Origin of the sequence: Pseudoalteromonas shioyasakiensis, from assembly GCF_019134595.1 — a bacterium.
GTDB lineage: Bacteria > Pseudomonadota > Gammaproteobacteria > Enterobacterales > Alteromonadaceae > Pseudoalteromonas > Pseudoalteromonas shioyasakiensis_A.
Genome location: NZ_CP077771.1, coordinates 722,351 through 739,652, shown reverse-complemented (window position 1 = coordinate 739,652; position 17,302 = coordinate 722,351). Strand labels below are relative to the sequence as shown.

The 17,302-nt window shown below is 41.8% G+C and carries 17 protein-coding genes; 8 read left to right on the top strand and 9 right to left on the bottom strand.

From position 1 onward, the window contains the following. The first annotated feature begins 26 nt into the window (after positions 1-26). Positions 27-443 (top strand): GNAT family N-acetyltransferase, encoded by a 417-nt coding sequence (locus KQP93_RS20735; protein WP_254907763.1) that lies wholly within the window; start codon positions 27-29, stop codon positions 441-443. 38 nt (positions 444-481) lie between these two features. On the opposite strand, the gene minE is transcribed toward KQP93_RS20735, so the two are convergent. The 3 genes from minE to minC are packed head-to-tail and all read right to left on the bottom strand — an operon-like array spanning position 482 to position 2,266. Then, a complete protein-coding gene (minE, locus tag KQP93_RS20730; protein WP_054552047.1) occupies positions 482-745 on the bottom strand; it encodes a cell division topological specificity factor MinE in 264 nt (87 codons plus the stop codon). 1 nt (position 746) lies between these two features. Next, positions 747-1,556: a septum site-determining protein MinD gene (minD, locus tag KQP93_RS20725; protein WP_054552048.1), complete on the bottom strand. Its 810-nt coding sequence runs from the start codon at positions 1,554-1,556 to the stop codon at positions 747-749. A 5-nt stretch (positions 1,557-1,561) separates the two neighbouring features. Further along, a complete protein-coding gene (gene minC / locus KQP93_RS20720) occupies positions 1,562-2,266 on the bottom strand; it encodes a septum site-determining protein MinC (RefSeq protein WP_054552049.1) in 705 nt (234 codons plus the stop codon). 156 nt (positions 2,267-2,422) lie between these two features. Here minC and KQP93_RS20715 point away from each other — a divergent pair, with 156 nt between their 5' ends. Beyond that, complete coding sequence (locus KQP93_RS20715; RefSeq protein WP_054552050.1) at positions 2,423-2,704, top strand: YcgL domain-containing protein; 282 nt, start codon at positions 2,423-2,425, stop codon at positions 2,702-2,704. Continuing rightward, on the top strand, positions 2,697-3,722 hold the full coding sequence (locus tag KQP93_RS20710; protein ID WP_055021669.1) for a lytic murein transglycosylase: 1,026 nt from the start codon (positions 2,697-2,699) through the stop codon (positions 3,720-3,722). The genes KQP93_RS20715 and KQP93_RS20710 overlap by 8 nt, the downstream gene beginning before the upstream one ends. Positions 3,723-3,936: 214 nt before the next feature. Here the strand turns inward: KQP93_RS20710 and KQP93_RS20705 are convergent, their stop codons facing one another. Together KQP93_RS20705 and KQP93_RS20700 are read right to left on the bottom strand one after the other, a co-directional pair. Beyond that, on the bottom strand, positions 3,937-4,350 hold the full coding sequence (locus KQP93_RS20705; protein ID WP_217877011.1) for a hypothetical protein: 414 nt from the start codon (positions 4,348-4,350) through the stop codon (positions 3,937-3,939). 159 nt (positions 4,351-4,509) lie between these two features. After that, positions 4,510-5,067 carry a GbsR/MarR family transcriptional regulator gene (locus KQP93_RS20700; RefSeq protein ID WP_055021667.1) on the bottom strand — a complete coding sequence of 186 codons (558 nt, stop codon included), beginning with the start codon at positions 5,065-5,067 and terminating at the stop codon, positions 4,510-4,512. A gap of 250 nt (positions 5,068-5,317) precedes the next feature. Here KQP93_RS20700 and adhP point away from each other — a divergent pair, with 250 nt between their 5' ends. Both adhP and KQP93_RS20690 read left to right on the top strand, forming a co-directional pair. Further along, positions 5,318-6,328: an alcohol dehydrogenase AdhP gene (gene adhP / locus KQP93_RS20695; protein WP_054552054.1), complete on the top strand. Its 1,011-nt coding sequence runs from the start codon at positions 5,318-5,320 to the stop codon at positions 6,326-6,328. Positions 6,329-6,729: 401 nt separating this feature from the next. Then, positions 6,730-7,437, top strand: coding sequence for a hypothetical protein (locus KQP93_RS20690; protein ID WP_217877010.1), 708 nt, complete (start codon positions 6,730-6,732; stop codon positions 7,435-7,437). A gap of 125 nt (positions 7,438-7,562) precedes the next feature. On the opposite strand, the gene KQP93_RS20685 is transcribed toward KQP93_RS20690, so the two are convergent. Next, positions 7,563-9,974, bottom strand: coding sequence for a TonB-dependent receptor (locus KQP93_RS20685; protein ID WP_217877009.1), 2,412 nt, complete (start codon positions 9,972-9,974; stop codon positions 7,563-7,565). 194 nt (positions 9,975-10,168) lie between these two features. After that, positions 10,169-11,437 (bottom strand): Xaa-Pro dipeptidase, encoded by a 1,269-nt coding sequence (locus tag KQP93_RS20680; protein ID WP_217877008.1) that lies wholly within the window; start codon positions 11,435-11,437, stop codon positions 10,169-10,171. A gap of 147 nt (positions 11,438-11,584) precedes the next feature. Here KQP93_RS20680 and KQP93_RS20675 point away from each other — a divergent pair, with 147 nt between their 5' ends. The 3 genes from KQP93_RS20675 (at position 11,585) to KQP93_RS20665 (ending at position 14,506) form a co-directional block, all read left to right on the top strand. After that, positions 11,585-13,408 (top strand): DUF885 domain-containing protein, encoded by a 1,824-nt coding sequence (locus tag KQP93_RS20675; protein WP_217877007.1) that lies wholly within the window; start codon positions 11,585-11,587, stop codon positions 13,406-13,408. Between the two features lie 76 nt (positions 13,409-13,484). Continuing rightward, a complete protein-coding gene (locus KQP93_RS20670; RefSeq protein ID WP_054552059.1) occupies positions 13,485-13,982 on the top strand; it encodes a YcgN family cysteine cluster protein in 498 nt (165 codons plus the stop codon). Beyond that, positions 13,982-14,506, top strand: a complete 525-nt coding sequence (locus KQP93_RS20665; protein ID WP_054552060.1) for an RNA methyltransferase — start codon at positions 13,982-13,984, stop codon at positions 14,504-14,506. The genes KQP93_RS20670 and KQP93_RS20665 overlap by 1 nt, the downstream gene beginning before the upstream one ends. Positions 14,507-14,532: 26 nt before the next feature. Here the strand turns inward: KQP93_RS20665 and KQP93_RS20660 are convergent, their stop codons facing one another. Both KQP93_RS20660 and KQP93_RS20655 read right to left on the bottom strand, forming a co-directional pair. Continuing rightward, positions 14,533-16,269: a hypothetical protein gene (locus tag KQP93_RS20660; protein WP_217877006.1), complete on the bottom strand. Its 1,737-nt coding sequence runs from the start codon at positions 16,267-16,269 to the stop codon at positions 14,533-14,535. A gap of 75 nt (positions 16,270-16,344) precedes the next feature. Beyond that, positions 16,345-17,112 carry a hypothetical protein gene (locus tag KQP93_RS20655; protein ID WP_217877005.1) on the bottom strand — a complete coding sequence of 256 codons (768 nt, stop codon included), beginning with the start codon at positions 17,110-17,112 and terminating at the stop codon, positions 16,345-16,347. Positions 17,113-17,302 lie beyond the last annotated feature (190 nt).

The window sequence follows — 17,302 nt, the reverse complement described above, 5'->3', positions numbered from 1 at the left end:
GTACCTTTTTCTTTTTAAAGACAATAATGATTAAATTTGTAGCAGCTACAGAGCAAGACAAAGCCTATTTACTCGACTTAAGATTAAATACCATGGTTGAGCATTTAGAAAATCAGGGATTATTTTTATCACTTGAGCAGCATCAAGCAAGAGTGGCAGAGCACTTTGAACACAGTCATTTAGTGCTAAATGATGGGCAATGTGTAGGCGCTGCCAAGTTCATCGTTAGTGAGCAAGCAATCAGTTTATTACAGCTACAAATTACACCTAAAGAGCAGGGCAAAGGGTTAGGCACTAAGGTGTTAGATGCACTCAAAGCACAAAAAGCAGAGATCAATTTAACGGTGCTAAAAGCGAATCCAGCGTATGGGCTATATCAACGGGCAGGGTTTAAAACTCTAGGCGAAGACGACTATGAGTTTCATATGCAGTGGCAAAAATAAAAAAGGGCGCTGTTAAAAAACTAAGCGCCCAATTTTGACTATTTCTTTTCTTCGTCAGGCAACGTGACGTTTAGCTCAAGTACGGCTAAGTCATCTTCGTTTTGGTCAAACTGCACCTGAACTGCATCAGTGTTTACATTCACGTATTTACGAATAACATCAAGGATATCTTGTTTTAGCTGTGGTAAGTAATCTGGTGTACCACGCTGTGAACGTTCGTGCGCGACAATGATCTGCAATCGCTCTTTTGCTAATGACGCACTGCTTTTCTTTTCTGAGCGGAAGTAGTCAAGTAAAGACACATTAACCTCCAAAAATCCGTTTAAATAAGCCTTTTTTCTCTACGTCTAAGAAACGAAAATCAACAGTTTCGCCTAATAAACGATTGATTGCATCTGTGTATGCTTGGCCTGCATCCGATTCACCATCAAGGATTACCGGTTGACCAGAGTTCGATGCACTAAGTACAGCTTGTGATTCAGGAATAACGCCCAGTAGTTTAATCGCTAAGATTTCTTGTACGTCTTCTACCGAAAGCATTTCGCCTTTTTCAACACGCTCAGGATTATAGCGAGTTAATAGTAGATGTTCTTTTACGCTTTCAAGGCCTTCTTCAGCACGTTTTGATTTGCTGTGTAAAATGCCAAGAATACGGTCAGAGTCACGTACTGATGATACTTCTGGGTTCGTTGTTACAATCGCTTCATCAGCGAAGTACATTGCCATCATTGCACCAGCTTCGATACCCGCTGGTGAATCACACACAATGTAATCAAAATCTTTTTTCAGCTCGTTTAGTACGCGCTCAACACCGTCACGGGTTAGGGCGTCTTTATCACGGGTTTGTGAGGCAGGTAAAATATGTAGCTTATCAACGCGCTTATCCTTAATAAGTGCTTGATTTAGGTTTGCTTCGCCATTGATTACGTTTACGAAATCATAAACAACACGGCGTTCACAACCCATGATAAGGTCAAGATTACGTAGACCAATATCAAAGTCGATAATAACGGTTTTAAAGCCTTTAAGCGCTAAACCTGTGCCAATCGCAGCACTCGATGTGGTTTTACCAACACCACCTTTACCAGAAGTAACGACAATCACTTTTGCCATGAGATTTATCCTTTAACCAAAGCTGAAATTTCTAATGAATCATTTTTTTGTTGGATTTGTACTGCGCTGCCCCAGTGTTCACCTTGTAGAGAGTCGCTGATCCAATAACTACCATTAATCGAAACAAGTTCTGCTTCTAATTTTTGGCAAAATATATTTGCTTCGTTGTAACCTTTAGCCCCTGCAATTGCACGGCCGCGAAGGGTGCCATAAATGTGCACGTTACCGTCGCTAATCACTTCGGCGCCATGACTTACAGCACCAATTACGATTAGGTCGCGATCTTTTGCATACACTTGCTGGCCCGAACGTACAGTGCCATGAATAACTTGCGCAGGCAGGTGAACGGTTTTTTCAACGATAGATGTATTCGTTTGTTGTTTAGCGGTTGCACCCTTAACGTCTTGTGAATAATTTAACACCGACAGGCCTGCAGCTTTTGCGCTTTCATTTTGCTCTTGAGAGCCATTACAAACCCCAACAGGGTTTAACGAAAGGCCGCTTAACATTGATTTTAAGAAAGAGAAATCAAGCGCTTCATCTTGTACGTCGCTTAAGTTGATTACGATAGGCGCACCGGCAAAAAACTTAGGTGCTTGGGCGATTTTCTCATCTAACTGCTTACTTAAAAGGGCTGTATCTGCTGAAAATAAATGTAAAACAGATAACGTAAAAAGGTTCCCTTTTAATTCAAAAATTTGTTCCGACATACACGCTCAATTGAATTGTCTGGATTAGCATTATTTAAGTATAAACACAGGCTGAACAAGGCATATACAGTAAAAATCTAATCTATTTTTTCTAACTTATTATATCACTCATGTTATAGTGTGCGCCTTCGTTAAGCAAGATATTATAGGGCCATAATGCTAACTGCGGTGTATAAAAGTATTAAAAAAGCGGATACATACCTTTTTGTAGAAAAAAGAGATGATTTCTCACGCGTACCTGAACCATTACTAGAAACGTTTGGTCAACCTAAGTACGTGATGATGATTAATCTAGCAAGCCGCGAAAAGTTAGGTGTGGCAGACTTAGACGCGGTTAAGCAAGCGTTAATTGACCAAGGGTTCTACTTGCAATTACCTCCGCCGGAAGAAAATCTGTTAACCCAATTTAAAAAAGACAAGGGAGTTGAGAGTGATTAAAAAACTTGCCGTCATTTTACTCAGTGCTTCACTAAGTACTTCAGTATTGGCAGAACAAAAGACACAAGCTGATTTTGACGTTTACGTTGCAGCATTAAAAAAAGAAGCACTTGAAAAAGGCTATGATGAAGCCTTAGTTGATCAAGCACTTGCAACAGCTAAATTCAAAAAGAAAGTGATCTCAGCTGATAAAAATCAGCCAGAAGTAAAAGAAACCCTCGAAACTTATTTACCAAAACGTGTGCCGCAATGGAAAATTGACCGCGCGCGTAAGTTATACAAAGAAAACCAAGACGTTCTTGAAAAAGTCGCTAAAGAATACGGCGTTCAAGCACGTTTTATTGTGGCACTTTGGGGCCTTGAAAGTAACTTTGGTAAAATCCAAGGTGGTCACAGTGTCATTGCATCATTAGTTACACTTGCTTTTGATGGTCGCCGCGAAACCATGTACAAAAACCAACTTTGGGCAGCACTTGATATCTTAAAAGAGGGTCACATTACCCTAGATAAGTTCAAAGGCTCATGGGCTGGTGCAATGGGGCAAACGCAGTTTATGCCAACCTCATTTAACGCTTACGCTGTTGATTACAACGGTGATGGCCGCAAAGACATTTGGACCACAGAAGAAGACGCCTTTGCGTCAATTGCTAACTACCTTAAGCAAGCAGGTTGGAACGATGATTTAACTTGGGGTCGCCAAGTTAAACTACCTGAAGGCTTTGATAACTCAAATATTCTTAAGCGTGGCACTAGAACACGCAGCCAATGGTTAGAGTATTGGAAAGATTCAGAACGCAGCCTTGCTGATTGGCAAGCAATCGGTGTTCGTAAAATGGATGGTAGCGACTTACCAAACGTTGATGTTACAGCCGCAATGGTAATGCCAGATGACGTAAACGGCCGTATGTATCTAGCCTACGATAACTACAAAGCACTTATGCACTGGAATCGCTCGTATTACTTTGCAACCAGTGTTGGTTACTTATCAGATCGCATCGGTTACCCAGCGATTAAGTGATTAGATACTAGAGCCTAGGTAACTAGGTGCTAGGGGATTTGCAGAAAGCGCGAGTTTATCTCGCGCTTTTTATGTTAAATATTACTACTGCAAAAGATCTCTAAGTGAATTACTCACAAAGAGGCCAAGAGGCGCTGCGCTTAAGAGGAAAAATACAAATTTATTAAACTATACTTGCTAACTTTCCCCTTGTAACTTTCCCTCGATACAATTTTTAAACCTTTACTTTGAGTGCTTTTTGCAGTGCATCAACGTCTTTACAGCCGAGGTATATGTTTTTTCCGTCAGTTAAAGTTATTTTAACGGCTTGTCCAACTGACGCATTATATAACCAGCCATCGTTTAGCATACGAATGCCAATCCCTTGATACCACTTTGTTTTGTAAGCTGAGGTTTCTGCAATCTGAGATAATTCAACATCCTTGCTAATAATCCCAAACCCAAAATACCAACGAAGCGTTTGCTCATCGATGACTATTGTGAGCGAAAAGAACAACAAAGTAACAAGCAGATTTATCGATAATATAATTATTTTGAGGCCAGCCAGTTCAGGCGAGAAAATTATAAAGGCACTAATTACTAATAAAATAATAATTAACGAGTAATTTATTTCTGTCTGTTTATACATAGCCTAAGATCCTTTTTAGTCAGAATGTAAATAAACGCTTAGTTATTAGTATAGCAAAGGCAAGTATAGTTATGATTATCCATTCAAAACGCGCTAAAGCACGACCTACAAGACAACGCGCGAAACAAGTTTCACGCCTACAAGGTTAAACTCGTTAACTTATTCCCCTTTCCCCGGCTTTTTCAAAATCTTGTCTTTAAAATCAAGTACCTTGCCAATGCCAGAGCCTAGTTTCATTAGGCTTTGGAGCTGTTCAGGGCTTAAGCGTTGTAGCTCTGCTGACCACTTAGTAACGGTTTCGAGCAGGTCGTGAATTTCTTGCATTTGTTGCTGAGCAAAGCGCTCATCATCAGTGTGGGCTTCTTCTAAAATGTTATCGCGAAGAAGGCTAAGGGTTGGGTCTATCTCGCGCTTTTTACGCTCTTCGAATACGCGGTTGGCCATATCCCAAATGCTGCCAGCAGGGCCGTAGTATTCTTTACGGTCACCGGGAATATGATGCACTTTAATTAAGCGCCAAGACTGTAGCTCTTTAATGCCCATGCTGACGTTTCCGCGTGAGATACTTAAAGTATCGGCAATTTCATTGGCGGTCATTGGCTCTTTAGTAATGGTTAATAATCCACACATTTGACCAATGGTGCGGTTAAAGCCCCAACGGCTACCCATTTCACCGCAGTGCATAACAAAAGCTAAGTTTTTTTCAGATAGGCTCATAATTTTTAGTATTCAAAAATTTCAGAAATTAAATGCTAGCACGCTCGGGGTATAACTAAAAGAAATAGCCACTATGCAATCTGCTACTACTAAAGTGTAGATACGCCACATTTTAAATTTAAATTATTGATTTTAAATAATAGTTTAATTAAATGCCGCAGTGAAAGGCTCTTTGATGTGGATCAATAATAGTGACAGTTAATAAGTTTATCGTATAGGCTGAAATCCAATAATACCATGGAGGAAGGTTATGAAAGCTGCAGTAAATAAAGAGTACAAAGGTAAATTAACTATCGAAGATATCCCATGCCCAGAGGTGGGAATTAACGATGTGCTAGTTAAAATTGCCGCATGTGGCGTGTGTCACACAGATTTACATGCTTGTCATGGAGATTGGCCAGTCAAACCTAAAATGCCATTAGTACCTGGCCATGAAGGGGTAGGTACTATCGAAAAAGTAGGCGCAAACATTAAACACTTATCAGTAGGCGACCGTGTCGGTGTTCCTTGGTTGTATAGCGCCTGTGGTCATTGTGAGTTTTGTTTAGAAGGTAAAGAAACTTTATGCCTTGAGCAGCACAACACAGGATATTCAGTCGATGGTGGTTATGCGGAATACTGTGTTGCCCATGGCGATTACGTGGTGAAAATTCCTGAAGGATTAGGTTTTTCAGAAGCCGCACCACTATTTTGTGCGGGGGTTACTACCTATAAAGCGCTTAAAGTGACTGATGCCAAAGCGGGTGACTGGGTGGCAATTGTTGGTGTTGGCGGCCTTGGTCACTTGGCGGTGCAATACGCAAAAGCAATGGGCTTTAATGTAATTGCCGTTGATACCGGCGAGAGCAAATTGGCCCTAGCCAAAGAGCTTGGCGCAGACATCACCATAGACTTTATGAAGCAAGTACCTTCAGAAACCATTTTTGAACAAGTAGGCGGCGCACATGGTGTTGTGTGTACTGCTGTTTCAAAACCCGGTTTTGAGCAAGCTTATAAAAGCGTACGCCGTGGCGGTAAATGTGTGCTTGTAGGTTTACCACCCGAAGATATGCCATTGCCAATTTTCGATACCGTGTTAAATGGTGTGTCTGTTGTAGGCTCTATAGTTGGCACGCGTAAAGACTTACAAGAATGCCTCGACTTTGCAGCAAAAGGGAAAGTTAAAGCCATTATTGAAGAAAAACGACTAGAAGATATCAACGATATTTTCGACGACATGCTAAAAGGCGATATCACAGGCCGAATCGTGATGACGCTCTAAGCTGAGTCAGTTAACGCTGTCAGGTTTGTTTGAGTGACTCAATAGAATCTGGCAGTTTTTCATATGCTAGAAAATCGAGAGCCGTAACTCGTTATTGCCCCATTATGAGTTAACGCAAATACTCTAAAAGCCTGTTTTGAATGATAACTAGATATTGAGTTTGACTTAAAATAGTAGTAGTTAATTGACTTTCAAAGTGTGTATTTCATGCATATATTCATGAAAATGAGCGACGATCGAACTTTCTTTTTACTGAACCTCTTTAGCGTCAATAAAAAATTATAGTTGGCAATACATTACGTTATTTGTTAAAAATAAATTTGCTAATATATGAGCATTACATCGGCAGAAAGATGCGCGACGCGCGCACAATAAAATTGTTATATGCCAAGGAGGCACATTTGAAACTCAAACGACACATTTCTAATTATATATATCTCACTTTACTCATAAGCATTCCGTCTTACGGAAATGAACAGCAAACAGTCTGGCTGGAAGGTGACACTATTTACTATGAGAGCAGTTTGAGCAAAGAAAGCAATGATGCTCTATTTAAACTTTATGTAGAAAATAACAAAGTAGTGGATAAAATATCCATTAAAAGTAAAGGTGGCGAAATAAATTTAGGCTTAGATTTAGGTAATTTCATTTTTGATAAAAATTTAAATGTCGAAGTTACCTCATACTGCCTTTCTTCTTGCGCCAACTACGTTTTTACTGCAGGGCGTATTAAATATGTCGAAGGTGATGCTGTAATCGGCTTCCATGGTGGTGCCAGTAGTATGGAATTTGATATGTCTGAATTAGATGCGCTGTCAGATTCGGCAAGAGAAAAAGCAAAAGAGCAATTTAATAACTATTTAGCACAAGCAGCCATTCGAGAACAAACCTTCTTTAAAAAAATAGGTGTTAATCAAAGAATTACAACTTATGGTCAAGATCATAAGTACGCTGACTTAGAACAACAGAATTTTGGAGGTTGGTATTATCCCAAGGAAAGCCTCAATAAGCTTGGTGTTCAAAATATTGTAGTAAATGCGCCAGCTTGGAAGCCAAAACAACTATCTGAAAACGTAAAACTTTTTGAGGTTAATGTGGTTGGCATATAACAAACTGCTGTAGTCGGTCTCAAGCTCCCTGGGGCAATAACAAGCTACTACTCAAACTCGCTCTCACTAAACAAAACAAAAAAACGCGGCCTAACTAAGCCGCGCTTTTTGCTCTTATTTTACAATTAAAGTGTGTAGCTAAAGCTTAATTTAGCATTACGCTCTTCTCCTGGCATACCGCCTAAGAACATTGCTTTTGAGTAATAGGTTTTGTTAAACAAGTTATTTAAGTTTAACTGTAGTTTCCAATCATCTGTTTGATATTGAATTGCGGCGTCGTAAACCGTGTAGCTTGGTACGTAGCCATCAGGAATACCAAACGAGGTTGAGTTTGTGCTGCGGTCATCAACATATTGCACGCCTGCGCTGATTGTAAGTGGCTCGGCTAAATCAAACCATTTAGCGTCATAGCTTAACCAGCTGCTTGCTGTTATGTAAGGCACACCTTTTTGACGAGTATCGAAAGATGATGAGTTAGGGTTTTTCTTATCGCGGGCGTCTTGATACACCGCGTTTACGTTAAGTTTCCACTGCTCGTTTAAATCGGCATTTAAATCAAGCTCAACACCTTTGGTTTGCTCTTCACCATCGTAAAAGCTTTTTGGTACTGAAGCATCAGATACACCGGCTTCGTAATCTGGGTTGGCATACTCAAGGTTGGTACGGGCACTATCAAATACCACAAGTGATGCCAGTAGTTGATCGTCAAAGGCTTTTACACGCATACCAATGTCGTTACTGACTGACTCGGCGTCATCGCGGTCTGCTTCGTTACCCGATACACTACCAAGTACGCTGTAGGCAGTACGGCCTTTAGAGTGGTTTACAAAGAACGAGATATCATCGCTAAGTTTGTAGGTTGCACCTAGGTTGTAGGTCATACCGCTGTCTGATGTATCTGCTTCTGGCGTTGGCTCGGCGGCACTAGCACGGTAGCGCGCATCAACACCAAAGTGTTCGTAGCTTTGTTTAATACGGTTAAACGCAACACCTACACGGGTTGTGAAAGTGTCGTGAATATAGGCAACATGTTGAATACCCACACCCCAAGCTTGAACCTTTTTGTTGTAATCGCTGGTTTTTAGCGGATCGTAGTCGTAAAAGCTGCCTTCGCCCCAGTTCGGGTTACGAATATCAAAAATGTAAGGTAATTGACCTTGGTAAATTACCTCTCCATCTTTGTTTTTAATGACCTTGTCGGCATCGTAAATTGAGTATTGTTTAAAACGAATATCGCGGTCTTCGTAGTTGGCGTTTACAAGTAGCTCGTTATCGATTCCGGCAAAGCTAAAGTCATAACGCAGATCAGCAAAGTATTGCCATGATTTTTCGTCAGCCTCTACTTGGCGGTATTCTTGGCGACGCGCTGCAAATGGGTAAAGTACGTCATCAACCACTAAAGGAGCGCGCGGGTCGGCATTGATCACGCCATTACGGTTCCAATAAACATAGTTATAAGCACCCGTTTGGCGGGCAAAGCTCGATTCGTAATTACGGTATTGAAGTTGCTGATTTAAAAATAAATTATCAGTAATAAAGTAGTTATGGGTTAACTTAAAGCGCAGCTCTTCGCCTTCGTTGTCATTCGCCATTGGCGAGATGATACCGTTATGACCAAAGGTGTAAGGTGTTAGGCCATCATTTGCTGCCAGTGAGTCAGCTAGTTGCTTGCGTTGCTGTTCGGTTAGTTGCAGGCCTTGTGCAGTTGCGTCGTTAATTAAATCGGCGGCGGTTACTTCACCTGCGGTTTTGCCATTCACTGAGTCGCTGTTAAAAATACGAATAGGGTGGCCAATTGAGTCAACGGCAATGGCATCTTTAATATAAGCGGCAGAAATCATGATATCTTGTTTGTCGCTTAATACGTATTTTAACGCGCCATAAATTTCATCACGGTCGTCTTTTAAGTCGCGGTAGCCATCGCTGCGAGCGGTTTTTGCGTTAACGCGATAAGCAAGGTCATCGGTTAATGCTGCTGTGCTATCAAAGCCTAATGAGTAGCTATCCCATTGACCAAGTTCTGCATTTACCGTGTGTTTTTCAGTGAATTGTGGTTTCTTTTCAATAAGGTTGATAACACCACCTGCGCTACCCATACCATATAAGCCCGTTGCTGGGCCTTTAAGAACTTCTACAGATTCAACGTTGGTCATTGAGCGGGTTGGGTTAAAGGTGTTACCTAAGCCTGCACCGCCGTACATGCCATCGTAAGTATAGTTTGCACCTAAACCGCGGATCACTAAGTTATCGCCAATACCATAGTTGTTACCGGCTTGGGTTACACCACTGATGTTACGTACTAAGTCTTGTAAGTTTGTTGCGCCTTGCGAGTTGATAAGCTCTTGATCAACAACGACAACCGGGGCCGGCGTTTCCATTAGGGTCATATTTGATTTAGTGGCAAGGCCAGATTCAAGTACTACACGGTTTTGTTTGTCGTAAACGGTAATACGTTCAACTGAGTCTAAATCGTTGGCGGTTGCATTAAATGCGCTTAAGCAGGCTAGGGCTAAAATTGAGTATTTATGTGTCGTCATTATAGGTAAATTGTCGAAATTTTTCGGCAATGATAATGCGAGCTATTTTCATTTCAAGTTTTATTTATCTGTTTTGGGTAATTTCTTTATTTAGATACAAGTTGCTAACAACTGGTTTTATAGTTGGTAATTTTGTTTACGATATAGATACAAAGGAGTTGCTGACTTCACTAATGCAAAGCCAGCATAATAGCTTATTTAAAAACTTTACCGTCTTTCATAACAAATTGTACATCTTCAAGTACTGCAATGTTTTCAAGCGGGTTGCCTTTTACGGCGATAATATCGGCTAAGAAACCGCTTTTGATTTGCCCCAGTTGATCATCAGCTTTAAGTAGTTTAGCGCTATTGATAGTGGCAGACTGCAATGCTTGCAGTGGTGTCATACCAAATTCAACCATACGCGAAAACTGCTTTGCGTTATCGCCATGCGGGTAAATCGCTGCATCGGTACCAAATACCATGTTTACGCCTGCTTTTACTGCGCGGCTAAAGCTATCGCGTTGCTTTTTAGATACTTGGCGCTCTTTATTAAGGTTTTCTTCTGCAACCCCATTTTGTTCACCAAAGGCAAGGGTGTACTCAGTGTTGTAAATATCCATTGAGAACCAAGTGCCGTGTTTTTTCGCAAGTTTAATAGCTTCGTCATCGACAAAACTAACGTGCTCAACACTGTCTACACCAGCAACAATGGCTGCTTTAATACCACTGGTACCGTGCGCATGGGCTGCAACGGTGAGGCCACGTAAATGAGCTTCGTCAACAATGGCATTCATTTCGTCTTGGCTATATTGTTGAATACCCACTTTTGTGCCTTTAGAAAATACCCCGCCTGTAGCGCAAAACTTAATGGCATTGGCACCGTACTTAATGTTTTCACGCACTTTAGCGCGCACAGCCCATGGGCCATCAGCAACCCCTTCGGCGGTGTATTTCATTTCTGGTGGTAAACGGTTGTTATCGCAGTGACCGCCAGTAACACCTAAAGATGGGCCTGCCGCCCAAATACGTGGGCCAACAATATCGCCTGCGTTAATGCCATCGCGAACTGCAATCACGCTGTAGCCTTCTGCGCCTAAGTTACGCAGCGTTGTAAAACCTGCATACAGTGTTTTTTCGGCAAAGTGCGCCGCTTTAATTGCTTTACGCGGAATCGATTGACCAATTCGCTCACTGCGCGGCACGGTAGGATCGCTTGTTAAATGCACATGCATATCCATTAAACCCGGCACCAAAGTCAGTTCTAGTAATTGAATATGCTTATCGCCGTCTTTTAAGCTAGGCTGTTTATTACTTTGTACAGCTGTGATTTGACCGTTATCTATACTAATAAGTGGTGATTTAATCAGTTTACCTGAATTTACATCTACCATGGCTTTTGCCGATAAGTAGGTGGTTGCGTAGGTATTTAAAGAGGTTAGGCAGGCTAGGCCTAGGCTAATAGCAAGAGCTGTCTTTTTCATTTTTATTCAAAATTGGTAAGTCGAGCCGCCACTCTAGCAATCAGCTTGCAAAGTGTAAATAAACTGCGATAAGTTGCAGCGATACTTGCTAAATAGGGAACTAAACCCTCATAATTTACGCGTACTTAATATAAGGGCAGGGAAAGAATGAAAAACGTAAAACTAGCACTACTTAGTTCAGCGGTGATGTTTGCATTACTTGGTTGTAATGAATCAACGCCAAGCAACGAAAAACCAACTCAAGAAGTAAGCAAACAAGCACCAAGCGCAACGTCAGCCACAGAGCAACTTGATACATTACTAGCAGACTACTTTGAAGCAGGCTTAAAATTTAATCCAATTGGTGGTACTTATATTGGTCGTAGCGAATATAACGACCAATTTATTGCACCTATCAGTAAAGCAAACCGCGACGAGCAGCTTAACTTTGTTAAAGAATACAAAAACAAACTAGCAAATATCGACAAAGCGCAATTAACAGGTCAGTCATTATTGAGCTACGAAATTCTAGCCCGCGATTTAGACCTTGCGATTGAAGGCGCTCAGTTTCCAAGTTACTTAATGCCAATTAACCAAATGGGCGGGGCGCATAATACTTTTGCTGCGTTAGGCTCTGGGCAAAGTGCACAACCTTTTAACACGGTTGAAGATTATCAAGCATTTGAAAAACGTGCTGATGGTTTCATCGCTTGGTTAGACAGTGTTGAGCAGTCAATGCGCCAAGGCATGAAAGACAAAGTGGTTCTTCCTAAACCGCTTGCTGAAAAACTGTTACCGCAATTTCAAACTCATATTGTAGAAAAACCAGAAGAGTCATTATTCTGGGGGGCAATTGCTCAGTTACCTGAGTCTTTCAGCGACGAGCAAAAAGCACAGCTAACAAGCGCGTACACGGCAATGATCAACAAGCGTTTAGTGCCTGCGTATCAAAAAATGGCTGACTTTTTAGCGAATGAATACATTCCAAATGCCCGTGAAAGCATTGGTTACAGCGACCTGCCAAATGGTAAAGCATGGTATGAGTATCAAATTAAGCAGCATACAACGCTGAGCTTAAACGCCGATGAAATTCATGACATTGGCTTAAGCGAAGTATCGCGTATTTTATCTGAGATGAAAAAAGTCAAAGAGACTGTCGGTTTTGAAGGCGATTTAAAAGCGTTTTTTGAACACCTAAGAACCTCAGATGAGTTTTACTACGATACGCCAGAAGAGTTAATTGCCGCGTACGAAGCAGTAAAAGAAAAGATTGATGCTAAGCTGCCGCAAATGTTCGATATTGCGCCAAAAGCGCCGTACGTTGTAAAAGCAGTTGAAGATTTTCGCGCAGAATCAGCTGCGGGTGCATCTTATCAGTCGCCAGCGCCAGATGGCTCACGTCCGGGTATTTTCTATATTAATACCTTTAACCTAAAAGCACAGCCTAAGTTTTTGCTTGAAACCTTGTCTATTCACGAAGCAGCGCCGGGTCACCACTTTCAAATTGCCTTGCAACAAGAAATTGAAGGTTTACCGTTATTCCGTAAATTTGGTGGCTACACGGTATTTGCAGAAGGTTGGGCATTGTATGCAGAAAGCTTAGGTAAAGAGCTTGGCTTATTTACCGACCCTTACATGTGGTACGGCCGTTTATCAGATGAGCAATTACGTGCAATGCGCTTAGTGCTTGATACTGGTTTCCACGCAAAAGGCTGGACACGTCAACAAGGTATTGATTACATGTTGGCTAACTCATCAATGGCCGAAAGCGACATTATCGCCGAAGTTGAGCGTTATATTGCATGGCCGGGCCAAGCGCTGTCGTACAAGTTAGGTCAGTTCAAAATTCAAGAACTACGTGACTACGCGAGCAAAGAGCTAGGCGATAAGTTCGATATTAAAGCTTTCCATACGCAAGTTCTGATTGATGGCGCATTACCTATGCCAATTCTTGAAGAGAAAATTAAGCGTTGGGTTAACGAGCAAAAGTAGCTCAAACTCGCTAAACTTTGCGCGCATGCTGGCTTTACGCTAGAATGCGCGCTGTTTAGGGGCTTTGAGTAATACCATGTTAGAAGATCAATTTTGGCTTAAGCGCTCGCTTGAGCAAATGTCACAACCCGAATGGGAAGCTATTTGTGACGGCTGTGGTAAATGTTGTTTAAACACATTTATCGACAGTGAAGACGAAGATGAATTTACCGCAACGGATCAACTTCGCGAGGGTGAAGAGCTCATTTTCACTAATATCGTTTGCCAATACCTAGACAACGACACCTGTGGGTGTAGCGAATATGCGAACCGCCAAACCTTGGTGCCTTCATGTGTAAAGCTCACTAAAGAAAACCTCAAAGATATCTTTTTTATGCCGCAAAGCTGTAGCTACCGCCGCCTTTACGAAGGCCGTGGCCTTGCGTCTTGGCACCCGTTACTGAACGGTGGCAGTAAAGACATGATGCATGAGCTGGGTATTTCTGTGCGTGACAAAACAGTGAAAGACTGCGACGTAGACCTTGATGACTTTGATCTATACGTGGCCGAGTGGCCAACCAGAGACATTGATTAATGAGCGCCCTTAAAGCAAGCATTGGCCTGTTAAACCCAAAAAGCCCAACTAATGTGGGTGGGGTATTACGTGCCGCGGGTTGTTACAACGCTAAGCAGGTGTTTTTTACTGGTAGCCGCTATTTACGCGCAAATAAGTATCACACCGATACCAAAAATGTGCTTGAGCATATTCCCCTAACGCAAGTTGAAAGCCTAGAGCAAGCAAAGCCTGAAGGTGCCACAACGGTGGTGATTGAGCTTGTTGAAGGTGCAACGCCACTGCCTGAATTTAAGCACCCTGAAAACGCATTTTATGTATTTGGCCCTGAAGATGGCTCGGTTAGCAAAGACGTGCTGAAATGGTGTGATGAAGTAGTGTATGTGCCAACCATAGGCTGTATGAATCTAGCCGCAACCTGTAATGTTGTGCTGTACGACAGACTTGCCAAACTCGGTGGTATTGAGAGTTCAAACGACACTATTTGTAATAGTCGAGACACTAACAACTCACTTAAATGGCAACAAAAAAAGAGCGCTAAATAGCGCTCTTTTTAGATTCAAACTCAAAACTACTTTTTAGTAATTTGTACGTTACTTTCAAGGCCAATGCCGTTGTCGGTAATGTCTGTGGCAAAATAAACACCGACAGGTTGGTCGCGTAGGGAATCAAGCTCAGCCATTTCTTCATCAGTTAATTGACCCGTTGATGCAATCGTATCAAGTAAAGGTAATAAGATTTTTTGTACGTCGAATGCCATATTCACAAAGCCATTTTTAGTAACACTTTGCGACTCTAAGGTTTCGGCGATTTGCGCTGACTTATCACCGGTGAAAATCACAATATGATTGCCTTTAAGGGCCATTTTTATATCAAAGTTAAGTGGCACAGGCGATGGAATGTATTCATTGATCAGTACTGCATCACCATTGGCTGGTAGTTTTATGTTCGCAAGCGGCGGTACAAAACCTTGCGCAATTGAATACAAGCCATGGGCGTCGGTCGCCGATAGAGTAACGATGGCATCAAGCTTATCTATTTGTGGGCCGTTGTAGTCATCAATGGTCAATGCAGCATCTTGAACGCTGACACTCATGCCTTGTACGCCATTTGCAAAACCCGACATCATTGCAAGGCCAGCTGTGCTAACCTCTTGCATTTCATTTTGTAGTGCGACAATTGGGCCACAGTTAAACTCAGCTGACTTAATTGCACCCGTTAATGTGTTGGCAAGCGGCAGTACTTTTGCTACATCAATACCATAGGCAACACTCATCATTTGCCCGTCAAGCTCAGTGGTATGTTTTGGTACAAAACCACGCACGGCTTGTAGCGTATTAAGTAAGTCTTGATCTGTGCTTTGCAATACTGCTTTTACGTCAAAGTCGGCGTAGTCGGCGGTGATACGGGTTTTTGTTGTGCCTGATACTGTTGCAGGCCATTTAGCGGCAATGGCTGCAATATCATCTTGACACTCAGGAGTTGAAATCATTGCTAATGCATTTGATTGCTGGGCTTTATCAAGTAGCTCTTTGAGCATCTGGTGTAAGCGAGAGTCTTCTTTGCCTGTTACAGCATTGGCGATACGTTGATGATCAACAAAGCCAACTGAATTGCCATCCAGCGAGAAAGTTTTAATAAGCTCAGGTAGTTTTTTAGTCTCAGCCAGTGATTGAGCCGGTTTTTCTACGCCAAGGGCAATACGTAAGTCTTGTTCGTTAGAAAGCGCAGTCGTTAGCGTGATGGTAGCCCAATTGTTGTGAGTTGATGCAATTAGGTTGAAGTTATCTAAGCCTTCAAGCTCAATGGCAAAGCGTGTGTAGCTTACGCCTTCAAGGCTTTCAGTTGTATAAGCAATACCTGCTTCATCAGCAGATTGCTTAATGCTATTGATAATGCTGCTTTGATCAGCGACCTGAAAACGCACAATCGGCATTAAACCTTGCGCATACATCATGCCTTTGTAGTCATCACCAAAGCCCCAAATCGATTTGAAGGCATCGTAAGAGCTAAGTGATTGTTGGTATTTTTCCATCAGTGATGCAAGGAATAGGGCATTCTTATCATCAACAGTTTTAAGCTCAGCAATGATGGGCGTTAAATCGCTCGTGCCTTTCATTGCATCTGGCATAAGCGCAAAGTATTTGCTGTACGGAAACGGTTTAAGTTGACCATAAAAAACCGCCGTGTCGGCAGGTACGTATGCAAGCTCAGGTAAATCTACATCAACACTGGCTTTATTTTGTGAGTACAACAACGCACCTGCAACAATCGCAATCGCGCCCCCAGCAAGAAGCTTATTATTCATAGGATGAATTCCTTTTTCTTTAATTAGTTAAAAAACATACCATGAAATAGAAACAAATTACTAGCAGGCTAACGACTAAAACTGATAGCTCACGCTTATTTGCGGGCCGTGGGTAAATGTATCATAACTAAAGAAGTTTTTATTTCCGCGTTGGCCGGTTTGGTAATCTACATAAGTGGTTTTATAGCTCATACCCAGATCCCAATGCGGGTTTATTTGATACACCGCACCTAATTTTAAGCTGCCGGTCAATTTAGCATTTAAGTTAAAACCACCGAGATCCCCAGCAGTTGTTAACTGCCAATGTTCGCTTAATTGTTTGTTAAAGTGAAAGCCAAAAATTAGGTCAATCCAATCTTCATCTCTGTCGACCACGGACACTTGTGACATAAAGTTAGGGTCGAGATCGAATTCGTAGGTGTTATCCCAACGACGAATACCCACATAGTTAACCCAATCACCCATTGAAGGGCTAGAAAAACGGTAGGCAACGCTTAATTCGAGCACGGCTTGACGCACCCGGGCACTGAGCACGCCAAGTTTTGGGGCGCTATGAGATTTACTTAAATCCATATAGCCCCAGTCAGCAATAAAGCCCCAGTTTGATTGATGATATCCCTCAAGATGGAGCATAAATGCGCTGTCGAGGTTGTTTAAAATGGTATCAAATTCGACTTCAAGGGGAGCTTCTATAGTGCCGATTGCCGAACTGCCATCAATCGCAGTGGCCATTAAATAAGGCTCTACAGAAAATTGCCATTGGTCGGCATAAACAGTTGGTGAGGCGAATACTAAACCTAAAGATAAAAGCGTTAACACACGAGGTTGTTTTAAATTGAGCATAATCAAATCCTTTTAAGTAAATCACAGTATTAATTATAGAAACGCTGGGGTTTTTTGCTTTGATTTGATGATGAAATATTTTCGTTTTGTTATTCAACTAGTAAACGACTTAACATTGAATTGGCGAGATTAACATTGCATTAAAAGCAGGGAATCTTGTGGTGTTCGATCCAAGCATGAAGGTGTTTAG